The sequence below is a fragment of the Neolewinella persica DSM 23188 genome (assembly GCF_000373105.1).
In the GTDB taxonomy this organism is placed as follows: domain Bacteria; phylum Bacteroidota; class Bacteroidia; order Chitinophagales; family Saprospiraceae; genus Neolewinella; species Neolewinella persica.
Genome location: NZ_KB890497.1, coordinates 153634 through 171379, shown reverse-complemented (window position 1 = coordinate 171379; position 17746 = coordinate 153634). Strand labels below are relative to the sequence as shown.

The 17746-nt window shown below is 53.4% G+C and carries 13 protein-coding genes; 7 read left to right on the top strand and 6 right to left on the bottom strand.

Annotated features, from left to right (window positions below):
• Positions 1 to 58: 58 nt before the first annotated feature.
• On the top strand, positions 59 to 1810 hold the full coding sequence (dnaX, locus tag B036_RS0127390; RefSeq protein WP_020571928.1) for a DNA polymerase III subunit gamma/tau: 1752 nt from the start codon (positions 59 to 61) through the stop codon (positions 1808 to 1810).
• Positions 1811 to 2073: 263 nt separating this feature from the next.
• Here the strand turns inward: dnaX and B036_RS0127385 are convergent, their stop codons facing one another.
• The 3 genes from B036_RS0127385 to B036_RS0127375 form a co-directional block, all read right to left on the bottom strand.
• Positions 2074 to 2772, bottom strand: coding sequence for a DUF434 domain-containing protein (locus tag B036_RS0127385; RefSeq protein WP_020571927.1), 699 nt, complete (start codon positions 2770 to 2772; stop codon positions 2074 to 2076).
• A gap of 3 nt (positions 2773 to 2775) precedes the next feature.
• A complete protein-coding gene (locus B036_RS31430; protein WP_020571926.1) occupies positions 2776 to 3627 on the bottom strand; it encodes a 3-keto-disaccharide hydrolase in 852 nt (283 codons plus the stop codon).
• Between the two features lie 291 nt (positions 3628 to 3918).
• Positions 3919 to 5970, bottom strand: coding sequence for a LysM peptidoglycan-binding domain-containing protein (locus B036_RS0127375; RefSeq protein WP_020571925.1), 2052 nt, complete (start codon positions 5968 to 5970; stop codon positions 3919 to 3921).
• Positions 5971 to 6139: 169 nt separating this feature from the next.
• On the opposite strand from B036_RS0127375, the gene gatB reads away from it, so the two are divergent.
• Positions 6140 to 7594 carry an Asp-tRNA(Asn)/Glu-tRNA(Gln) amidotransferase subunit GatB gene (gatB, locus tag B036_RS0127370; protein ID WP_020571924.1) on the top strand — a complete coding sequence of 485 codons (1455 nt, stop codon included), beginning with the start codon at positions 6140 to 6142 and terminating at the stop codon, positions 7592 to 7594.
• 157 nt (positions 7595 to 7751) lie between these two features.
• On the opposite strand, the gene B036_RS0127365 is transcribed toward gatB, so the two are convergent.
• Both B036_RS0127365 and B036_RS0127360 read right to left on the bottom strand, forming a co-directional pair.
• Entirely contained in the window at positions 7752 to 9248 is a 1497-nt protein-coding gene (locus B036_RS0127365) for a hypothetical protein (protein WP_020571923.1), read from the bottom strand.
• Positions 9249 to 9424: 176 nt separating this feature from the next.
• Positions 9425 to 9949 (bottom strand): DinB family protein, encoded by a 525-nt coding sequence (locus B036_RS0127360; protein WP_020571922.1) that lies wholly within the window; start codon positions 9947 to 9949, stop codon positions 9425 to 9427.
• A 226-nt stretch (positions 9950 to 10175) separates the two neighbouring features.
• Between B036_RS0127360 and B036_RS0127355 the strand changes: the two genes are divergently transcribed.
• The 3 genes from B036_RS0127355 (at position 10176) to B036_RS32775 (ending at position 13936) form a co-directional block, all read left to right on the top strand.
• The gene (locus tag B036_RS0127355) at positions 10176 to 11231 is read left to right on the top strand and encodes a sugar phosphate isomerase/epimerase family protein (protein ID WP_020571920.1); all 1056 of its coding nucleotides are present in this window, start codon (positions 10176 to 10178) and stop codon (positions 11229 to 11231) included.
• A gap of 373 nt (positions 11232 to 11604) precedes the next feature.
• Positions 11605 to 12876, top strand: coding sequence for a hypothetical protein (locus B036_RS32780; RefSeq protein ID WP_020571919.1), 1272 nt, complete (start codon positions 11605 to 11607; stop codon positions 12874 to 12876).
• A 67-nt stretch (positions 12877 to 12943) separates the two neighbouring features.
• Complete coding sequence (locus B036_RS32775) at positions 12944 to 13936, top strand: DUF6624 domain-containing protein (RefSeq protein WP_020571918.1); 993 nt, start codon at positions 12944 to 12946, stop codon at positions 13934 to 13936.
• Between the two features lie 24 nt (positions 13937 to 13960).
• Here B036_RS32775 and B036_RS31415 read toward each other — a convergent pair whose 3' ends face one another.
• Complete coding sequence (locus tag B036_RS31415; RefSeq protein WP_071596818.1) at positions 13961 to 15304, bottom strand: apiosidase-like domain-containing protein; 1344 nt, start codon at positions 15302 to 15304, stop codon at positions 13961 to 13963.
• 304 nt (positions 15305 to 15608) lie between these two features.
• Between B036_RS31415 and folP the strand changes: the two genes are divergently transcribed.
• Together folP and B036_RS0127330 are read left to right on the top strand one after the other, a co-directional pair.
• Positions 15609 to 16445, top strand: coding sequence for a dihydropteroate synthase (folP, locus tag B036_RS0127335; RefSeq protein WP_020571916.1), 837 nt, complete (start codon positions 15609 to 15611; stop codon positions 16443 to 16445).
• Positions 16446 to 16524: 79 nt separating this feature from the next.
• On the top strand, positions 16525 to 17727 hold the full coding sequence (locus tag B036_RS0127330) for a DUF4230 domain-containing protein (RefSeq protein WP_157472512.1): 1203 nt from the start codon (positions 16525 to 16527) through the stop codon (positions 17725 to 17727).
• Positions 17728 to 17746 lie beyond the last annotated feature (19 nt).

Sequence of the window (17746 nt, the reverse complement as noted above, 5' to 3'; positions counted from 1 at the left end):
CCTGACTATTTGACCATCTGACTCCTAGACTCTCTGACTATTTTACTACCTTCGCGGTATGTCCAACTTCGTTGTTTCCGCCCGTAAGTACCGCCCCGTCCGCTTCGATGAAGTAGTGGGCCAGCAGCACGTATCGGGAACACTGAAGAATGCATTGCAAACTGACCACCTGGCCCACGCCTTCCTTTTTTGTGGCCCTCGTGGGGTTGGTAAAACCACTTCTGCCCGTATTCTGGCCAAGGTGTTAAACTGCAAAGATCGCACGGAAGACTACGAGCCCTGCAATGAGTGTAACAGCTGCGTTTCCTTCAACAATAACGCCAGCCTCAACATCACCGAGTTGGATGCGGCCAGCAACAACTCGGTTGATCATATCAGGGCACTGACCGAACAGGTCAGGTTCCAACCACAGCAAGGAGAGTTTAAGGTATTCATCATTGATGAGGTCCATATGCTCAGTCAGGCTGCCTTTAACGCCTTCCTGAAAACACTGGAAGAACCCCCTCCCTACGCCATCTTTATCCTGGCTACTACGGAGAAGCACAAGATCATTCCGACCATCCTATCGCGGTGTCAGATCTTCGACTTCAAGCGTATCCAACCTAAAGACATTATTGTCCACCTTCAGGGAATTTGCGAAAAGGAAAACATTACCGCTGAGGAAGATGCCCTGCACATAATTGCGCAAAAAGCTGATGGCGCCCTACGGGACGCCCTGTCCATCTTTGACCGTATGGTCGCCTCCAGCAGCAGTTCCATCACCTACGATGCGGTCATTGAGAACCTCAATGTTCTGGACTACGACTACTTCTTCCGCGCCGTAGATTATATCCTCACCGAAGATCGGGGAGGAATGATGCTGCTGTTCGACGAAGTACTGGGCAAAGGCTTTGACGAAGACCTCTTTCTGAACGGCCTTTCGGCCCACGTCCGTGACCTGCTGGTTTGTAAGGACCCTGAAACGCTTAAGCTCCTCGAAGTAGGCGAACGCCTGCGAGAACGTTATCACCAGCAAGCGGCCATCAGTCCTCCGGACCTGCTATTGACGATCCTGAACATCGCCAATGAGTGCGACCTCGGTTTCCGGCTGGCGCGTAACAAACGACTACACGTGGAGATGAGTTTGCTGAAGATGACCGCCGTCAGGCGGGCTTTCCGCAATGAACCCACCGTCATTGCTGCTGCTGGTTCCGTCCCTGCACCTGCGGCTGCGCTGGAAAAAAAAAGTCCTGACCCCACCCCTTCCGTAAGCGTTGAGGCCAGTAATGGCGGAGAACTGGCCGCACCGGAAAAGCCAAAACCCGAGTTGGATGCACCGGAAGAGCCCGGTGCGGCACCTACTCCGCCTCCCGCCCCCACTACAGCGTTTGCTACCGTTGACCTGGATGGAATGATGGCAGAAATCACCTCGCAGGAAGACACCGAAGATGCCGGTGAATTACCGGAACTTACTGAAGAATCTCTTCGTACTGCCTGGGACAATTTCCTGACCAAAAATGCCGGCTCCACCCTCGCGGTGAACATGAAAAAGGCCATTCCAAGCCTGAAAGGTGAAGAGGTTCATGTACGGATCGGCAGTCAGCGGGTAATTGCCTCGTTCAGGGAGGACGCCAGCCTGATCAATCATCTTCGCAATGCTTTTCGGCGGCCCGGCCTGATCCTCATTTTAAAGGAGGACGCGACCCTGAAGCCCAAAAAGTCTGAGGTAAAAAGAAGGGTCACCGCAAAGGATAAATTCCTGGCGATGCGGGAGAAAAACCCGGCCATCGATGACTTGCGGAAGCGGTTTGATTTGCGGCCGGAGGAGTAGTTCATAGTTTAGTAACGCGAATCAAGCGCTAAAATAAGTACTTATCTGTTGAAACAATCGCGTCAGCAATCAAATGATGAATAATTGAAGGAGAGAATAATTATTAGCTGAATCCCAAGCTATTTGTAAAGTAAAAAGACTCACTTTAGCGCTTGATTCGCGTCAGTAGTCTAGTAGTCCGTCGGACTATACGAGCGCAGCGAGTTGCCTTGTGCGGCAGCACTATTGACTATTTAACTATGAACTAACGACCAGACCATAAACTAAAAGCCCACTACCCAGGCCCCCTCAATATCAGACACCAGCTCCGGCCCAAGATTACACCAGGCCCCGCCATCATCCAGAATCCAACTGTCTGAGGAAATAAGGACAACTTCATTTGGCAAAGCGATCAGTTCTTTATCGGGATTGTAGGCCAGCTCGACAGTCCAGTTGAATCCATGGGTTTCGGCCAGTTCGCGCAGCATGGTTTTCAGCCGGCCCGAATTAGAGACCGGGGTGTCAAAATACCAGGTAACCCCGCTGGCCGCCCGCAATGCCTCCCCTACCCTGATCAGTGCCGGCACCGTATGCTGCACGTGTTTGTAGGTACCGTGGACGCTGGCCAGGTCACGTAACGTTCCATCCCGGCCGGCAAGGATGAGGCCGCCGCCAAATGCGCTTTCCAGCAGGATCAACAGGTTAAAGCCGTCAATCGCGATGGCCTTACCAGTAATCTCTTTTAAGGAAATTTCCCGTGTCTTGCGGGCAGTAATTTTCTCCCCTGTGGCTGCCACCCGCCCCACCGCCATGCGCTGGCGTTTGTTCAGTCGGTAATGATTTCCGACCAATTGCAAGGCCGAATCCGGCCCGTACCCCCGGCCAAGGAGCCAGCCGAGATCATCGGTGGCCTCCCTTAGCGCCGGGAAAAACCTGGGAGCAAATAATTTTTTATCGTTGGGCTGAGGGCCTCGGTTACGCAAGTCTTACTCTTTTGGAAGTTCCAGTAGTTCTACGTTGCGGAAGTCGATCGGATGACTCTCTGCCTGTAGGGAAATATAGCCCGAGGTGAGAATTTCGCCGGTGCGTTTCAGCCACATATCTTTGTCGCGGGCAACGCCCCAGGCTTCAAACATCCTGCCCTCTTTATCCCAGCCTCCCAGTTGGGGTTCGTTAAAACTGAGTACAGTATCCCCCTCAATCAGGAAGTGCATGGCCTCTCCTCCCAGCACAACGGCTTCGGCACTTATCCACTGATCGCCATCGTAGGTTTTTGAACTGGAACTAATGCAGTGTTGGTGGTTGATGGTATCCCCCATGACGACAGAGGTGCCCGGCGTACAAACATTGGCCGTTGGGCGGTCCTTTCCGTCACTAAGTCCACCAAGTAGTTGCAGCTCCACAGAAACGGGGAAGTCCTGGTCGAATTCATTGCTGGCTGCGGATTGCGAGTGAAGCATCACCCCGCTGTTGCGGACATTCCATTCAGCACCGCCCGGTGTTTGCTCGCCGGTGAACCGGTAATCAAAGCGGAGTTTATAGTGGCTGTAGGGGACTTCGTAGTACATGTGTCCGTAGGCGTCGTCGAATGTTTCGTACTCGTCGTACTTGATTCTCAGCATATCATCTTCCCAAACGAAGGTGTTCCGAAAGTTATCGTTCAGCTCCCGTCCCGACATCTTGATGTCCCAGCCCGTAAGATCTTTGCCGTTAAAAAGGGGTTGCCAGTTCTCCACCGGTGGTTCGGGCATGTCCTCCGTTGTTGTTTTAGTATCCTGATTGGAGCAGGCGGTAAGCAGGAAAAGGCTGGTAAAAAGAATAAATATGCCTTGTTTCATGATCGTTTTTTTGCCCTTTATTTAGAGGTGGTAAAGAAGTAGCCATTAAGGTAGCAAATCTGAAGTTTAAATATAGTATCGAAGCCCCAGCTCCGGGCTTATCAAAAGATCGTTCCCTGGCCGGGATGCCCGGCGGCGGCAAAGCTAATAATTCGATTGCTGGTGCGACTGTTTCAACAGATAAGTACTTATTTTATCTCTTGACTCGCGTCGATAGTACAACGGACCGATGCAAAATGAATCACATCGGTCCGCTATCAAAACCGTTTCCTTACTGTAGAGTAAAGCAAATTAGTTCACGTAAAGCTTTTGGAAAGGTACAATGACGCCACCAGCATCCAGGTTGTTCAGGGTCCGTAATTGGTCCGTCGTCAGGCCGTACCGGCGAGAGATAGAAAACAGACTTTCTCCTTCCTGTACCAGGTGAAAAGCGCGGTTTGCGGCCGGCTGCTGTGTGGCGGGTGGAGCCGTGGCACCAACCGGTGTCCCATAGGCATTGGGTACGGGTTGTGGCGAGTTATACTGGTAAGTATTCGGGGCCGCAGCAGGCGCGGTCGCAGGTGCAGGGCGTGCATTGTAAGTAGCAGGGTTAGATACGTCTGGCGCGGCGGTGCCGCGACCTTCCAGCTGCCCCATCGTTGCCGAAGGTGGTGCTGCTGCATTAGGCACAAACTGTCCGAAATTAGGATTGTTCGTAATCGTCATTTGTGCTGGTGCCTGTGGGGTGGTCATGGCTGGAACGGGAGCCGTTTGTGGGGCCTGGTAGCCTTCGGGCGTACGGTAAGCCTGGGGCGTGGGGGCCGGTGTAGTGGCCTGACCGTAAGCTTGCGGCGTCGCTACTGCTGGTTGTCCGTAACTCTGAGGTACTGCTGCAGGTTGACCGTAACCCTGGGTCGCCGGCGGTTGGTTTCCATAAGCGGCGGGCTCAGCAGAAGGCGTGACCGGGACGGGGGCCGGGCAGTTGCAATCGCTGGTTTTGAGCTGTGCTCCTACCTGAGCAATGTCATTGGGGCCAAGTTCATTCATCTCCCGGAATTTTGCGGAGGTGAAGCCATACTTCAACGCTAAACTCGCTACGGTTTCACCTGGCTGGACAATGTGAATATCTTCTCCATAAACCGCGGTTTGGCCACTGCGGGGTGTCTGGGCAGAAGAACCATAGGCTACGGGTGCAGCGGGAGAAGTACCATAGGGTGTCGGTTGTGCGGCACCAGGGTTAGAATTGGCGACAGGGCCGGCGTTGTAGGGGATGGTTGGAACGGTGGGATTCAGCGCAACGGCGTTATTGGCCGCAGTGACCGGGGTTTTAATCGCCAATTGCTGACCGGGGAATACGGTATTTCCAGTCAGTCCGTTCTGGGCTTTTACGGCATCTACCGTAGTACCATATTTACGGGAAACGGCGAAAAGAGTTTCTCCTTTACTTACCGTATGGGTAATTGTTTGCGTGGGCACGGGCGTAGTTGGGTACGCCTGTGCGTAGGCCTGAGACTCTGGCTGAGGATCATTGCCATAGTAAGGTTGCTGCGGCTGTGGCTGTTGGTTACTGTACGGCTGTGGGCCTTGTTGTCCCTGACCATAATACGGCTGTGGGGTTGGGGCCGGCGTATTAGCCTGCGCCGTCTCACTGGCACAAACGCTGGCCAGGTAAGTATTTACGGGAATACCATTGACCTGACGTACAGAGATTACACCACCGGAGGTACTGATACCGTCGCTGCCTAAACGCCGCTCGTAAACACCTAGCTCCGGAGCAATCTTAAAATCAATGACGGGATAAGAAGCTCCTGGCTTCAGCTGTCGAAAGAGGTAAATGCCCGTGCAAGGGCTGTTCTCACGACCTTCGAAGTAAACCTTGGCACCATCGTTGTTATAGGCGAGGTTTTCACCAATGATACCATTTTCAGTATCAAACTGATAACCGGAAAGCGGAGAGCTGTAGGTAAAATTGGCACCGCGCCGCTGAAGGGTCGAGGCCATTACTATCGGTTGGATAATGTACTGGTTATTGGCTGTAGGCAGAAGGATAAATACCTGGTCTACGCCACCATTGACACGGTTAGCTAATTCAAGGTTCAACCTCGGATCACCACAATAGATATAGCCCTGGGGGAGATAGTTCTGTACGGTGGCTCCTTCAGCTCCGGTTTCCAGCATCAGACGATCACCTCCCTGAAAAGAAAAATGATAAGCAAAATAATTCATCCGGGGTTGAGCCGCAACGGCCTGTTCATACTGGACGCGGTCGCCACAAGTACCGTCAAAGAGAACGAATATCTGTTCGGCCTGTAGGGAACCTGTCGTCAGCAATAGCGCGACGATCAGCGTAGTAAAGCTTTTCATTTTGGGATCGTTTTGGTGTAGCAAGTTGGTTTAAAGCTGATACAAATATAGATGTTTTCTATTTATAGCTTTGTTTTTTTAACGCATTACAGGGTTGGATGTTGTCAGCCAGCACGCAACTCTTTGCCTATCTTCGCCACCGAAAATCACGTACCAACCCACCCTGCAAATGGCAGCAACTACCTACGAAACTGTAATTGGCCTAGAGGCCCACGTTCAACTCGCTACCGAAAGCAAGGCTTTTTGTGCTGATCGTAATCAATTTGGCAATGAACCTAACCGCAACATCAGCATGATCAGCCTGGGGTACCCTGGCACCCTGCCCATGCTGAACGAGCGGCAAGTCAGGTTTGCCGTCAAACTTGGTCTTGCGCTTGGCTGTAAGATCAACCGGCGCAGTACGTTTGACCGAAAGAACTACTTCTACGCCGATTTGCCTAAGGGATACCAGATTACCCAGGATGAGTGTCCGGTTTGCATCGGAGGCGCATTGCCCATCCGAACGCCTTCTGCACCTGCGTCCGCGCCCAAAAGAACCATCAAGCTCCACCACATACATATGGAGGAAGATGCCGGCAAAAGCATTCACGCAGCGGGGGAACCTTTTACTAAAGTAGACCTTAACCGGGCCGGAACACCGCTTCTGGAAATAGTAACGGATCCCGATCTGCGCTCAGCAGAAGAAGTAGACGGTTTCATGACTGGAATGCGTCAGTTAGTACGCTGGTTGGGCGTCAGTGACGGAAATATGGAGGAAGGCAGCCTCAGGTGTGATGTCAACGTCAGCGTGCGCCCCGAGGGTCAGGAGGCGTACGGCACCCGTTGCGAAGTCAAAAACATGAACTCCATGAAGTTTGCCCGCCAGGCCGTAAGCTTCGAAGTGAAACGCCAGATTGCTCTGATCGAAAAGGGAGAAAAAGTACAACAACAAACTCGCCAATTTGACCCGGAGACCGGCACGACCAGCGCCCTGCGCGATAAGGAAGACGCACACGATTACCGTTACTTTCCAGACCCTGACCTGCCGCCCGTTATACTGACGGAGGGTTTCATCAATGAAGTGAGGGCCGAAATTGGTACGCTCCCCTGGGAAGCTTACGATCAATTAATCGATGACCACCAAATCAGCCCGGCAGACGCAGCGCAGCTCAGTGAAGACCGGGAGAATTATGAAGTTTTCATTACCTATGCTGACGCTTCCCCTTCGGTTACCGACCTTACAAAGATCTGGGTCAATCGTCTCATGCCCTGGTTGACCGAGGAACGCCTGTCCCCTTCCGAGCTTCCCCTCACCCCCGAACAGATTGGATTGTTCGTTGAACTGATCCTCGCTGGCGATGTAGCGGCTTCCGTTGCCACCTCCAAACTGCTGCCCGACCTGCTGATCAGCCCCGGAGATCCAATGCACCGAGCGGAAGAACTTGGTCTCATTCAGAATACTGATGCCGATTTCCTGGCCGGACTGGTTAACGAAGTCATTGCCGAATTCCCGGATAAAGTTGCCGCTTACCGAAAAGGCAAAAAAGGCCTGATGGGCTTCTTTATGGGGGAAGTGATGAAACGAAGTAAGGGGAGCGCCGGGCCTCAGGATACGCAGGCGCTGCTTCGTCGTGCGCTTGAGTAGACTGGAATAGTGGGTAGTGCTGCCGCCGGGGAATGCTCACTACGCTCGTCCGGCGTGGGAGTAACCATTAAGAACACTAAGGGCATTAAGGGTAGTAAGAAGGGCTACACTAAGGCCATAGTCTTTCTACCAGGTAGGGAGGGGGGTAACCTAGTTTCTAATACCGTTGTAAGAGGTCCCTCCGGTGTAAAAAGTATTCCTCATTAGGATTGTACCGCAAGCCTTCGGAAACAAAATCCCGGGCTTTCTGGTATTCCTCCATCCGGAAATGGTAATTGGAAGCGGCGATGAAGGCCGTAAGCGTCCAGAGGCTGCGTTTCTCTCCGATGGGGATGTCAACAAGGGCCTGGCGAAAGTGGTTGAGGGCATCGGTGCCGCCATGCAGGTCGTCGGCCTCGTAACGGTCCCGGACCTTCCAGGCCAGTTCACGCAGCAATAAGTCGGCGAAGCGATCTTGCTTACGGATGAAGGGGTCCCTGGATGCTGCGGACTCGACGGCAATGGTAAATTCCGATCCGGTAAGTCGCGTGCGGCGTAAAGCATCGATCACCAGTTCTCCTAATACAAAACGCATGGTCTCGTCGTTGGGGGCCTCAGCGAAGAGGCTTTCCGCCAGGCGCTGAGCCAGGTCCATTCGTCCATTAGTGAAATGATGACGCAGGAGCCGATACTGCTGAAGATCCGTGAGATTTTTAGCCCAATCTTTCTTGCCCGTGGGCGCGCGTTGCAGGTAGTTGCCCAATAAGTCAGCGGCTCCCCCCAGGTTGTTTTCTGCCAACAATAGCCGTTGCTTTTCGTCGAAGTGCTGGAGGATGGCCGCGGGTAGATACCGGTTGTCCGGTCTTTCAGCCCATTGTTTAAAAAGTGTATTGATGTCCCCTTCCACATCAGGCTGGGTAATGGCTTTAAGCTGTAGTTCCGAAGCTTTGCGCAAGACCAGAAATGCCGGGCGTTCCTCCTTCTGCAGGGCCAACTCCAGTAAGTCAATGGATTTCTGGTAGTTTTTAGCTTGGTAAGCACTTTGTGCCCTTCGGTAAAGCAATAAGGCAGAGAGCTGACCGAAGGAAAGCTTTTTATCCGGCGGATAGTAATACCGTTCAAACAATTCATTGACCTCTTTCGCTCCGATGTTCGGCAAGTTGTCGATGATGGTGGCGCGGAGCAAGTCCAGATAATCACGGCGGAAAGAAGCTTCCATCTCGTCCTTATGCTTCTCGTGGCTGGGTTGGTACGAAGTAATGGCACGCCCGGAGGGATCAGCGATCAGGTAGGTCTCCCAATGGTCTACGTAGACCTCGTATTCAACATCAAAATACTCATAGGCCAGGGCGGTAAGGACCGCAGCGGTTACATCATTGTAGTTGCCATTTCGAAAAGCGTCGGCCAGGTCAGCGTTCGGAGCATAGCTACGTAAGTAGGTCCTATGCAACCGATTTTCGATCCGCACGATCTTCTTCTTAGTGCTTTTCTTATCGACTTTATCCCCTTCCAGTTCTCTAAATAATTGGCTGACACGTTGATAGAGAAACTGCCGTTCATTGACGGTCGGAGCGTCTTCACCCGGTAGGATGAGGCGGAGCCGATTGGAAAGCTCATCGGCCTGCAAAAGCGGCGTGAGGGCTAGGAAGAATAAGGCGGTAAGCAGAATGCGCATCTTACGAGAGAGATTGACTGGGAGGGTGAAGATACGGGGAGGAAGGGGGAAAAGATAGAAAGAGGAGAAGGGAAAAGGAAAGTCCTCGCGGTGACGGGCCTCCTCTAAAGGAATACTCAGTGGCTTCCCTCCTCTTCCCTTATTTTATTTCCCTTTCTCCCTTTTCCCTTAATCCCTTACTCCGCCTTACCATATTTCTCCCGGTAAAGCTTAGCATGGTGATACACATGGCCACTGATAATGAAGCCCAGGGCACGAACGGAAGCGGGACCGCCACTCATTGTTCCGAGCCGAATAAGGTCTTCCTCCGTAAAACTATTGAACAAGGCTTTAGTGGCAGCTCTCACCGTGCGGAATTCGTCGATCATATCCCGGAAGCGGCGATCAGAAACGTTTGCAACGGCAGCATAATCGTTTTGCTCGAAGCCAGGCAACGGTGTAACGTCTCCCCGACCAATACGGAGGGCGCGGTAGGAGAATATCCGTTCCGTATCGATAATGTGCTGGAGACTCTGGGCGATGGTCCATTTGCCCGGAGCATAAGCATAATTGGTGTGCTCCTCCGACACATGTGTAAGGTACTCAAGCAGTTGAGCCTCACTTTCATCCAGCGCGGAGCGCAGGCTAAGGTCATCGACATACCCAATGTAGTTGGCGTAGTATTTATGGTATTCGTTCGATTTCAGTTCAGTAATGCGCATGGCTTCATTATTTGGCGCGAAGGTAAAACCCGTAAGCCGGATCATGGGAGCCGATGACCAGAATTTAGGGGAGCCAGGTGGGCGACTGGTGGAGAAAAGGACGAAAGAACTTCAGTTTGCGCCATTTGTTGTTCATCTCACCCTTTTCCAATGTGGAGGGAACGCCCCATAATTTATTATCTTCCGCCCGCTAACCCATAATCAACTACTGTATAAAACTCCGATCATGACAAACATCAAAGGCCCCGCCATCTTCCTGGCACAATTCATGGGCGACGAAGCCCCCTTCAACTCCCTCGACGGCATTTGTAAATACATGGCCGACCTGGGCTACAAAGGCGTACAGATCCCTACCTGGGACAGCCGCTTGATCGACCTTGAAAAGGCCGCAACATCCAAAACCTATTGCGACGAGCTGAAAGGTAAGATCGCCGATCATGGACTGGTCATCACGGAGCTGGCCAGTCACCTGCAGGGGCAATTGGTCGCTACCCACCCCGCCTATCAGAAAATGTACGAAGGCTTTGCCCCCAAAGAAGTGGCTGGCAACGCCCAGGCGACCCAGGATTGGGCCGTGCAGCAAATGAAATGGAATGCCAAGGCCAGCCAAAACATGGGCATCACCGCCCACCCCACTTTCCCCGGCGCTTTGCTTTGGCCCTACCTCTACCCATGGCCGCAACGGCCCGCCGGCCTGGTGGAAGAAGCCTTCGGTGAACTTGCCAAGCGCTGGAAACCGATCCTCGACGTATTCGACGAGTGTGGCGTGGACGTCGGCTACGAACTCCACCCCGGCGAAGACCTCTTCGACGGCACCAGCTTCGAACGCTTCGTGGAAGCAGTAGACGGCCACCCCCGGGCACAGATCAACTATGACCCGAGCCACTTCGTACTGCAGTGCCTTGATTACCTCGAATTCATCGACATCTACCATGAGCGGATCTGTGCGTACCACGTAAAAGACGCGGAATTCAACCCCACCGGCCGCCAGGGCGTCTACTCCGGCTACGCAGGTTGGGCCGACCGCGCCGGCCGCTTCCGCAGCCTCGGCGACGGGCAGGTGGATTTCAAAAGCATCTTCTCCAAACTCAGCCAGTACGGCTACGACGGATGGGCGGTGCTGGAGTGGGAATGCGCCATTAAGAGCAGCGCGCAGGGCGCGGCCGAAGGCGCGCCGTTCATCACCGATCACCTCATCGAGGTTACCGAACGTGCGTTCGATGATTTTGCGGATGCGGGGACGGATGCGGCTGCTAACCGGAAGATTTTGGGACTGGGATGATGGGGTTCCACCGTTTAGGTAATTATTTCACCATTAAGGCATTTAGGGCTGCTTTGCAGCTGGGCCATTAAGGGGATTAAGGTGGGAGCGCACTAGTGAGGAACTCATGTACCGAACCGACCTTCGCAAGATTATTAAGCAAAGGCTTCGCTCGTCGGCCGAGGCGGGAGGAACGACCTGACTCGTCCGCCGAGGGGAGCCTTTGCTGACAATCCCGGCCGAACCTTCGCTGGCCGAGGCTCGGTTCCGACCAGATCCCTCGGCGGACAAGCCAGCTCCTACGTCGCGTCTCGGCCGACGAGCGATCTTACTATACCTGAGCTGGTAAGTGAGAAACCTCGCCACCAGCCCGGAGAGCTTCTATCTTTGCGCCATGATCAGATATATTGGCGTGCTGCTTTTGGGGACCTTGCTGTTGGGTTGTGATGGGGAAGACCCGGCAACTAAACAGGAATGTTATCAGTTGCCGGTGGGGACGCATTTGCCACGATTAGCTAAAAGTCCTTATGATCTATTACTCTCCTACGTTTTCTCTTCAAAATCAGAAGAAGACACTTTGATGTTTACCAAAGCAAATCTTCTATCCGAAGCAGTATTCCTACCCTTAGCAAATGGTAATGATTGGTTCATTAACTGGGCTGATTTTCCATCTGTAGCTTATACTGGTGAGACCGTTCAGCATGGACCTGAATTATTCTACCATTTCCTGCAATACAGCGCTGAAGGAACCTACGATTACGACATTAAATTCCGGCTTCATAACGGCGGCGGAGACATTGATAATCATCAGAAACTCCACCAAGACACCGTCTCAGCAGAGCACGGTTTTCTCTCTTCAGCAGCGATACCGGGAGGTGGTTTGCAGGTGACCTGGCTGGACGGCCGCTACACCAAAGTTCAGGAGGGCGGGGCCGCAGGTGCAGGGGAAGCTGAAGCGCAGGGTGACAACCACGGCCACGGTGCCGGCGGAGCAATGACCCTCCGCACCAAAACCCTGTCTGATTCCATCAGCGTAGAGCTCGACCACCGCGTCTGCGACTGCTGCAACACCGCCACCGTCGCCACCAAAGACCTGACGATGGTCGCCTACCGCGACCGCTCCGAGCATGAGATCCGCGACATCGGCTACGTCATCAAACCCACCGGAAGGGAATGGTCTACTCCAAAGCTCGTACACGCCGACAACTGGGAGATCTCCGGCTGCCCGGTCAACGGCCCGGCCCTCGCAGCAAACGATGCCGGAAACATTGCCGTCATCTGGTACACTGCACCCGCGGACCGCGCCCAAATCCTGTTCAGCCACTACGATGCCGCGCTCGACACCTGGGCTCCCCCTACCCTTCTTGATGACAACACACCCCTCGGCCGCGTCGACCTCCAACTCGCCGAAGACGGCACTGCCTACGCCACTGCCCTCACCACCAAACCCGATACTGACGATGCCTACCTTACGCTGTGGACCATCAGCCCAACTGGCGAAGTAAACAGGGAAGACCTAGTGACCACCTCTGCCGCCCGCTCCTCCGGCTTTCCAAAAATTGCCTTATTTCAGGACAAGCTGTACTGGGCACGGACGGTACCGGGAGAAGAAAAAGGACAGCAATTTGTGGAGGTTTGCTGGCGGCAGCAGCAACTTCAGCGATAAATCTGCGTCTTTACTAGCGTGCACCAGGTGCACATCCTTAAAAAAGCACCTCGTAATCCATCATTTTATGAAGACACTAATCTTACTTTGTTTCTTTCTCACCTTACCCCTAACGGCCTGGGCTCAAAAAGCAAAAGAAGCCGCCGCCGTCACTTACCCAGCCATCAGCGCAGACATCATTGCCCGACGAAAAGACGATCAAAAACTCCGCTTCAAGTACATTAAACTGATCCAAAAAGGCAAGCAAGCGACCAAAAAATTCAAAGCCCTGACGGAAGAGTTACAAGCCACCGACCGTGACAATACCAACCGTATGCGGGAGATTATGGCAGAGATTGGCTGGCCTACTTACGATAAGGTCGGAAGGTATGCCAGCAATACCGCCTGGCTTTTGGTACAACACGCTGACCGGCAACCGCAATTTCAGGCACAGTGTCTCCCCCTGCTCAAAGCTGCCGTCGACGCGGAGCAGGCCACGCCGTCCAACTACGCTTACCTGTATGACCGTGTCCGAAAATCCCGTGGAGAGAAACAATACTATGCCACCCAGCCTGCAGACAACCGCGTAACCGGTGAAAAGTCTTTCGTAACCATTGAAGACGAACCAGGCGTACAGCAACGACGCGAAGCCATGGGCATTGAACAAACCATCAGTGATTACGCCACCTCCATGGGCTTTTCTTACCAGGTGCCTGATGTTGAAACCGCAGAAAAAAGAGAGAAAGACCGCCAAAAGATGGTGGCTGACTATCTCGGCAAAGCCAGGGCTGCAGTAGTCGTCGGTGATCACCAGGAAGCTGCGGAGAACTACCTCCACGCCTCCTTTTACTACGGCTACTTAACGGCAGAAGACTACGTTGCCGGCGCCCGCGCAATGGCACTTGCCGAAAATAAAAGCTACGCCAGTACCGCTATCTATCACTTAATGAAGGCCGCTTTACGGGGCTATGCTGGTCATGCTTCGTTTGCGACTTCCGAAGATTTTGCGTTCCTCCGTACGGCCAGACCCGAAAACTGGTCGGACCTGATGGCTTTAGTTGGCGAGGTCAATGGTGAATAAATGTTAGTGGAAATTGCCCGGCCCCTAGTCGTACCACTTCTGTATCACCAACACCCAATCGTTTCCCCGCTCTGCGTCAAAAGGTGGGTCAAAAACCAGGACATCACCTTCCTTTTTTGGTGTAAATCCGAAAGATTCGCCAGTCCGGGGATCAAACCAACTGGCTACAAACCGGGGGGGAATCCGACCAGCATTTAGCCGCAATACATCGCCGTAGGGCGTATAGGCGACCACCAGGTCGGCCAGTTCGGTACGGGCGACCAGTACCTCCCGCCCCGAGCTGTTGGGGGGAGCTTCAAACAGGTTGAAATCCGGAGACAGTTCCCAGTAAGGGAGTGTTACCATTAGTTTGCGGACGTGACCGACCTGTGCGGCAGCTGGCCAGTGCAGGGCTTCGTGCCAGTCGGTACGAGCAGAAGAAATGGGCTCGCGGCCGGGGCGCCACATTTGCCAAATGTTGTGGTTACCAAAAGTGTGGCCAGCGGAGCCGGCAAGAACGCTCCACCAAGCTGCTTGGCGGGTGTCAAAGTCAGTAAACCAGCCGTTCACCGGGCGCCAGTTAACGGGATGGTCCTCGTAGGCTGGCTCTCCGTTGATGACGGGTTTATCTGGTGCCGCAGACTTCATTTTTCGGGGAAAGTCGTAGTTCTGTTTGTCGTCCAGACGGCCGTGGCCGGACTGAAACATATGAAAGTCGATCCACTCATCCTCGCTGAAAAAATCGGTTGATCCGAAACCGCCCTGCGGGTGATAGGTAATCAATTGCAGGTCTTCGACCGCCACGCGCAAGCCTTTGGCCATGGCCCGGATGATGGCCAGGTCTTCCGGTTCTTCGGGGTTTCGGTCGCCGCCAAGAATCCAGATAATGTTGTTATTGGCGTAGCGCAGACCGAGGTAATTGGCGTAGGTTTCTGCGTTTTGCGGGTTAAAGATCTCTGGGCCTACGCCCCACTTTTTATTGAATTTATCGCCCCAGGTGGGGAGCAAGCCGAGGAACAGGTCCAGGCTGTCGGCGATTCGGGCGGCAAAATCTACGTGGAGAAAGTAGTCTTCGTTGGGGCGGGCGGGGTCCAGTTCGGTCAGTGGAAGATCGCCCTCGGTGTTGGGGACGGTTAGTCCGTCGAGTTCCGCCAGGGCGACACATTGAATGACGTTGAAGCCTTTACTCGCCCGGTCGATGAGGTAGTCGCGAATTTCCTGCTCGGTACAACGATGCAACAATTCCCAGGCAGTATCCCCCAGGTAGAAAAAGGGCGCGCGGCTGTCCGAATGAACCAGGTGGGTACCGTCCTCGCTTATATCAAGGCGAATTTGGGCGCGGACGCAGGTGCAGAGGGACAGGATTAAAAAGCAGAGGGCGTAGCGCATGGTTGGTCTGTTGGTCTGTTGGTCTGTTGGTCTGTTGGTCTGTTGGTCTGTTGGTCTGTTGGTCTGTAAAGAAAAAAACTTATGAGGAACAACCAAGCATTCGGCAATAAACTTTGCCCATAAAAAACCGAATTTTGCACCAGCGGCCGCGCCCTGAACGGATAGGGCCGAAGGTCCGTCTCTTGTAGCAAGGTCGTTCACGGCCTTGTTTTCGTTAATAACCTTACGATTACCCTGGACCGCACACCACCAATTAGCATCAATTGCAGGACCACGTCGTACCTTGCCCCCGCAATTCAACCTCATGCCCTTCACCCTAAATTGTAATGGCCGCCTTCTCGTTGCCGATCGCCCTTTAATCATGGGCATCCTGAACGCAACCCCGGACAGTTTCCACGCGGCAAGCAGGATTGCCTCCGTCCAGGAAGCCGTAGACCGGGCCGGTCGAATGCTGGAAGACGGTGCCACCTTCATCGACGTCGGGGGCATGAGCAGCCGTCCCGGTGCCGCCATGATCACGGCCGTTGAGGAAATCGATCGCGTGATCCCGGTGATCAACGGGATCATGGCTTCTTTTCCAGCTACCTACGTTAGCTGCGATACCGTTTACGCCGCTACCGCTCAGGCAGCCGTGGCGGCTGGCGCCGCCATGATCAACGACATCAGCGCCGGTAAGTTTGATTCAGATTTATTTAAAGTACTACCTGAACTCAAAGTTCCTTACATACTGATGCACATGCCAGGAAAGCCTGCCGACATGCAGCGATTTACCGACAGCTATGGGGAAGATGTTGTCACCGCAGTATTCGACTTTCTGGGGGAGAAACTGATCCAGCTTCGGGAAGCCGGCGTCAATGATGTGCTGGTAGATCCGGGCTGGGGTTTCGGGAAATCGGTGGCGCAGAACTATGCGTTGCTGAAAAACCTGAATGCCTTCAGTAACCTGGGCGTACCGATCCTGGTCGGCATCAGCCGGAAATCTTCCATTTGGCGGCCGCTGGGGATTACTGCCGCAGAAAGCCTGAGCGCAACGACTGCCCTGCATCTTTTCGCCCTGCAACAAGGTGCAGACGTCCTTAGAGTACACGACGTAAAGGAAGCAATGCAGGCCGTACATTTGTGGGAGTTACTCAAGGAATAATACCGGGTTGAGCGACTGTGTCGTGATTATTACCATCGCTCCACCCGCTAAGGAAATTTACGAAATACCAATAAGCATCATGGCAGAGCATCAACAAGGCAACCCCAACACCCGCAAAGGCGACAGCGGTGGCGTCAATAAGACCCAAATGGTAATCGTCATCCTGATTGCCGGAATTTTAGGGACACTTGCTTATAAATCTTACAGCGGCGGCCCCGGCGGATTCCTATCGGGTCCGGCAGAGTACCAGCTGCAATACATGCCGGCGGACTTCAAGATCAACCTGGACGCCGAGACTGCCCTGCGGATCCTGCAGAACCCCCGACGGTACAAACGTGAATTTGATCAGCTGGTGTACGACATCAACACCGATATTCTGCAACACGTTAGTCGCAGGATGGGCTTAAACGACAGCTTGCGTACGGAGGTTATCAGGGAATATGACGCGCAGCATCCCGAATTCGCGGTCCTCTACTACAATGATTTTATGCGAATGCGCGATTCCTCCGCAGCAGTTTACGAAGCCTGGTATGAGGAAGGCGGCGGAAAGTTGATCCAGATTTTCGAGGAGGTTGCGTCCAACTACACCTGCTTCATTGTCAACAAAATATTGGCCGTGGTCATCCGAACCCGCAACGGAAACATCCTGGCTAAGGGGGCCGACGTTGACAACCCCTGTAAAGTGGCTACGGGAGAAGCCCTCAAGCCTCTAATGGCTCGCATGGCAGAACGAGCGGCGATTGACGACTTCAGTAAGAGTAAGGGGATGTTTCAAGAGAAGGTCGAGAACGTGATCGGGGAACTGGCAACGCGGGAGATCAGGGATAAGAAGGGGATCAGTAAACAATTACAGACCTCCATCTGGGGCGTAAACGTTTCAGAAACGGACGTAGAAATTACGGCCATTTCCATCCTGAAAGTTGGGTTTCGGCTCGACAGCTATTTCGAGGTTGGCCTTGATGAGGGATCCAGGACGGTTACCATAACCCTACCGGAACCTACCATTCTTAGTCATGAGGTCCTCCCTAAAGTCGAGAAACTTGACATTGGTTGGATGCGGGAACTCGAGAGTGTCAACATTAACGAAGGAGTCAATAGCCTACGGGAGGCCTTCCGGCAGGAGGCACTGGAATCCGACGTCATGATTAAAGCCAAAGTTCAGGCGCAGGACCTGATGAATACGATGTTCCTTCCCCTGGTACGGAATATCGGAAAGGATTACAAGATTGAAGTACGGTTCCGGAATACGCCACAGCGGGAGACGCAGGGGGAGTTGGGCTAAAAAGGCACAAAAGAAATTA

Bases quoted from the DNA above. Each gene is read 5' to 3' on its own strand.
- dnaX (WP_020571928.1), top strand. From the start codon at position 59: ATGTCCAACTTCGTTGTTTCCGCCCGTAAGTACCGCCCCGTCCGCTTC.
- B036_RS31430 (WP_020571926.1), bottom strand. From the start codon at position 3,627: ATGAAACAAGGCATATTTATTCTTTTTACCAGCCTTTTCCTGCTTACC.
- B036_RS0127375 (WP_020571925.1), bottom strand. From the start codon at position 5,970: ATGAAAAGCTTTACTACGCTGATCGTCGCGCTATTGCTGACGACAGGT.
- gatB (WP_020571924.1), top strand. From the start codon at position 6,140: ATGGCAGCAACTACCTACGAAACTGTAATTGGCCTAGAGGCCCACGTT.
- B036_RS0127365 (WP_020571923.1), bottom strand. From the start codon at position 9,248: ATGCGCATTCTGCTTACCGCCTTATTCTTCCTAGCCCTCACGCCGCTT.
- B036_RS0127360 (WP_020571922.1), bottom strand. From the start codon at position 9,949: ATGCGCATTACTGAACTGAAATCGAACGAATACCATAAATACTACGCC.
- B036_RS0127355 (WP_020571920.1), top strand. From the start codon at position 10,176: ATGACAAACATCAAAGGCCCCGCCATCTTCCTGGCACAATTCATGGGC.
- B036_RS32780 (WP_020571919.1), top strand. From the start codon at position 11,605: ATGATCAGATATATTGGCGTGCTGCTTTTGGGGACCTTGCTGTTGGGT.
- B036_RS32775 (WP_020571918.1), top strand. From the start codon at position 12,944: ATGAAGACACTAATCTTACTTTGTTTCTTTCTCACCTTACCCCTAACG.
- B036_RS31415 (WP_071596818.1), bottom strand. From the start codon at position 15,304: ATGCGCTACGCCCTCTGCTTTTTAATCCTGTCCCTCTGCACCTGCGTC.
- folP (WP_020571916.1), top strand. From the start codon at position 15,609: ATGCCCTTCACCCTAAATTGTAATGGCCGCCTTCTCGTTGCCGATCGC.
- B036_RS0127330 (WP_157472512.1), top strand. From the start codon at position 16,525: ATGGCAGAGCATCAACAAGGCAACCCCAACACCCGCAAAGGCGACAGC.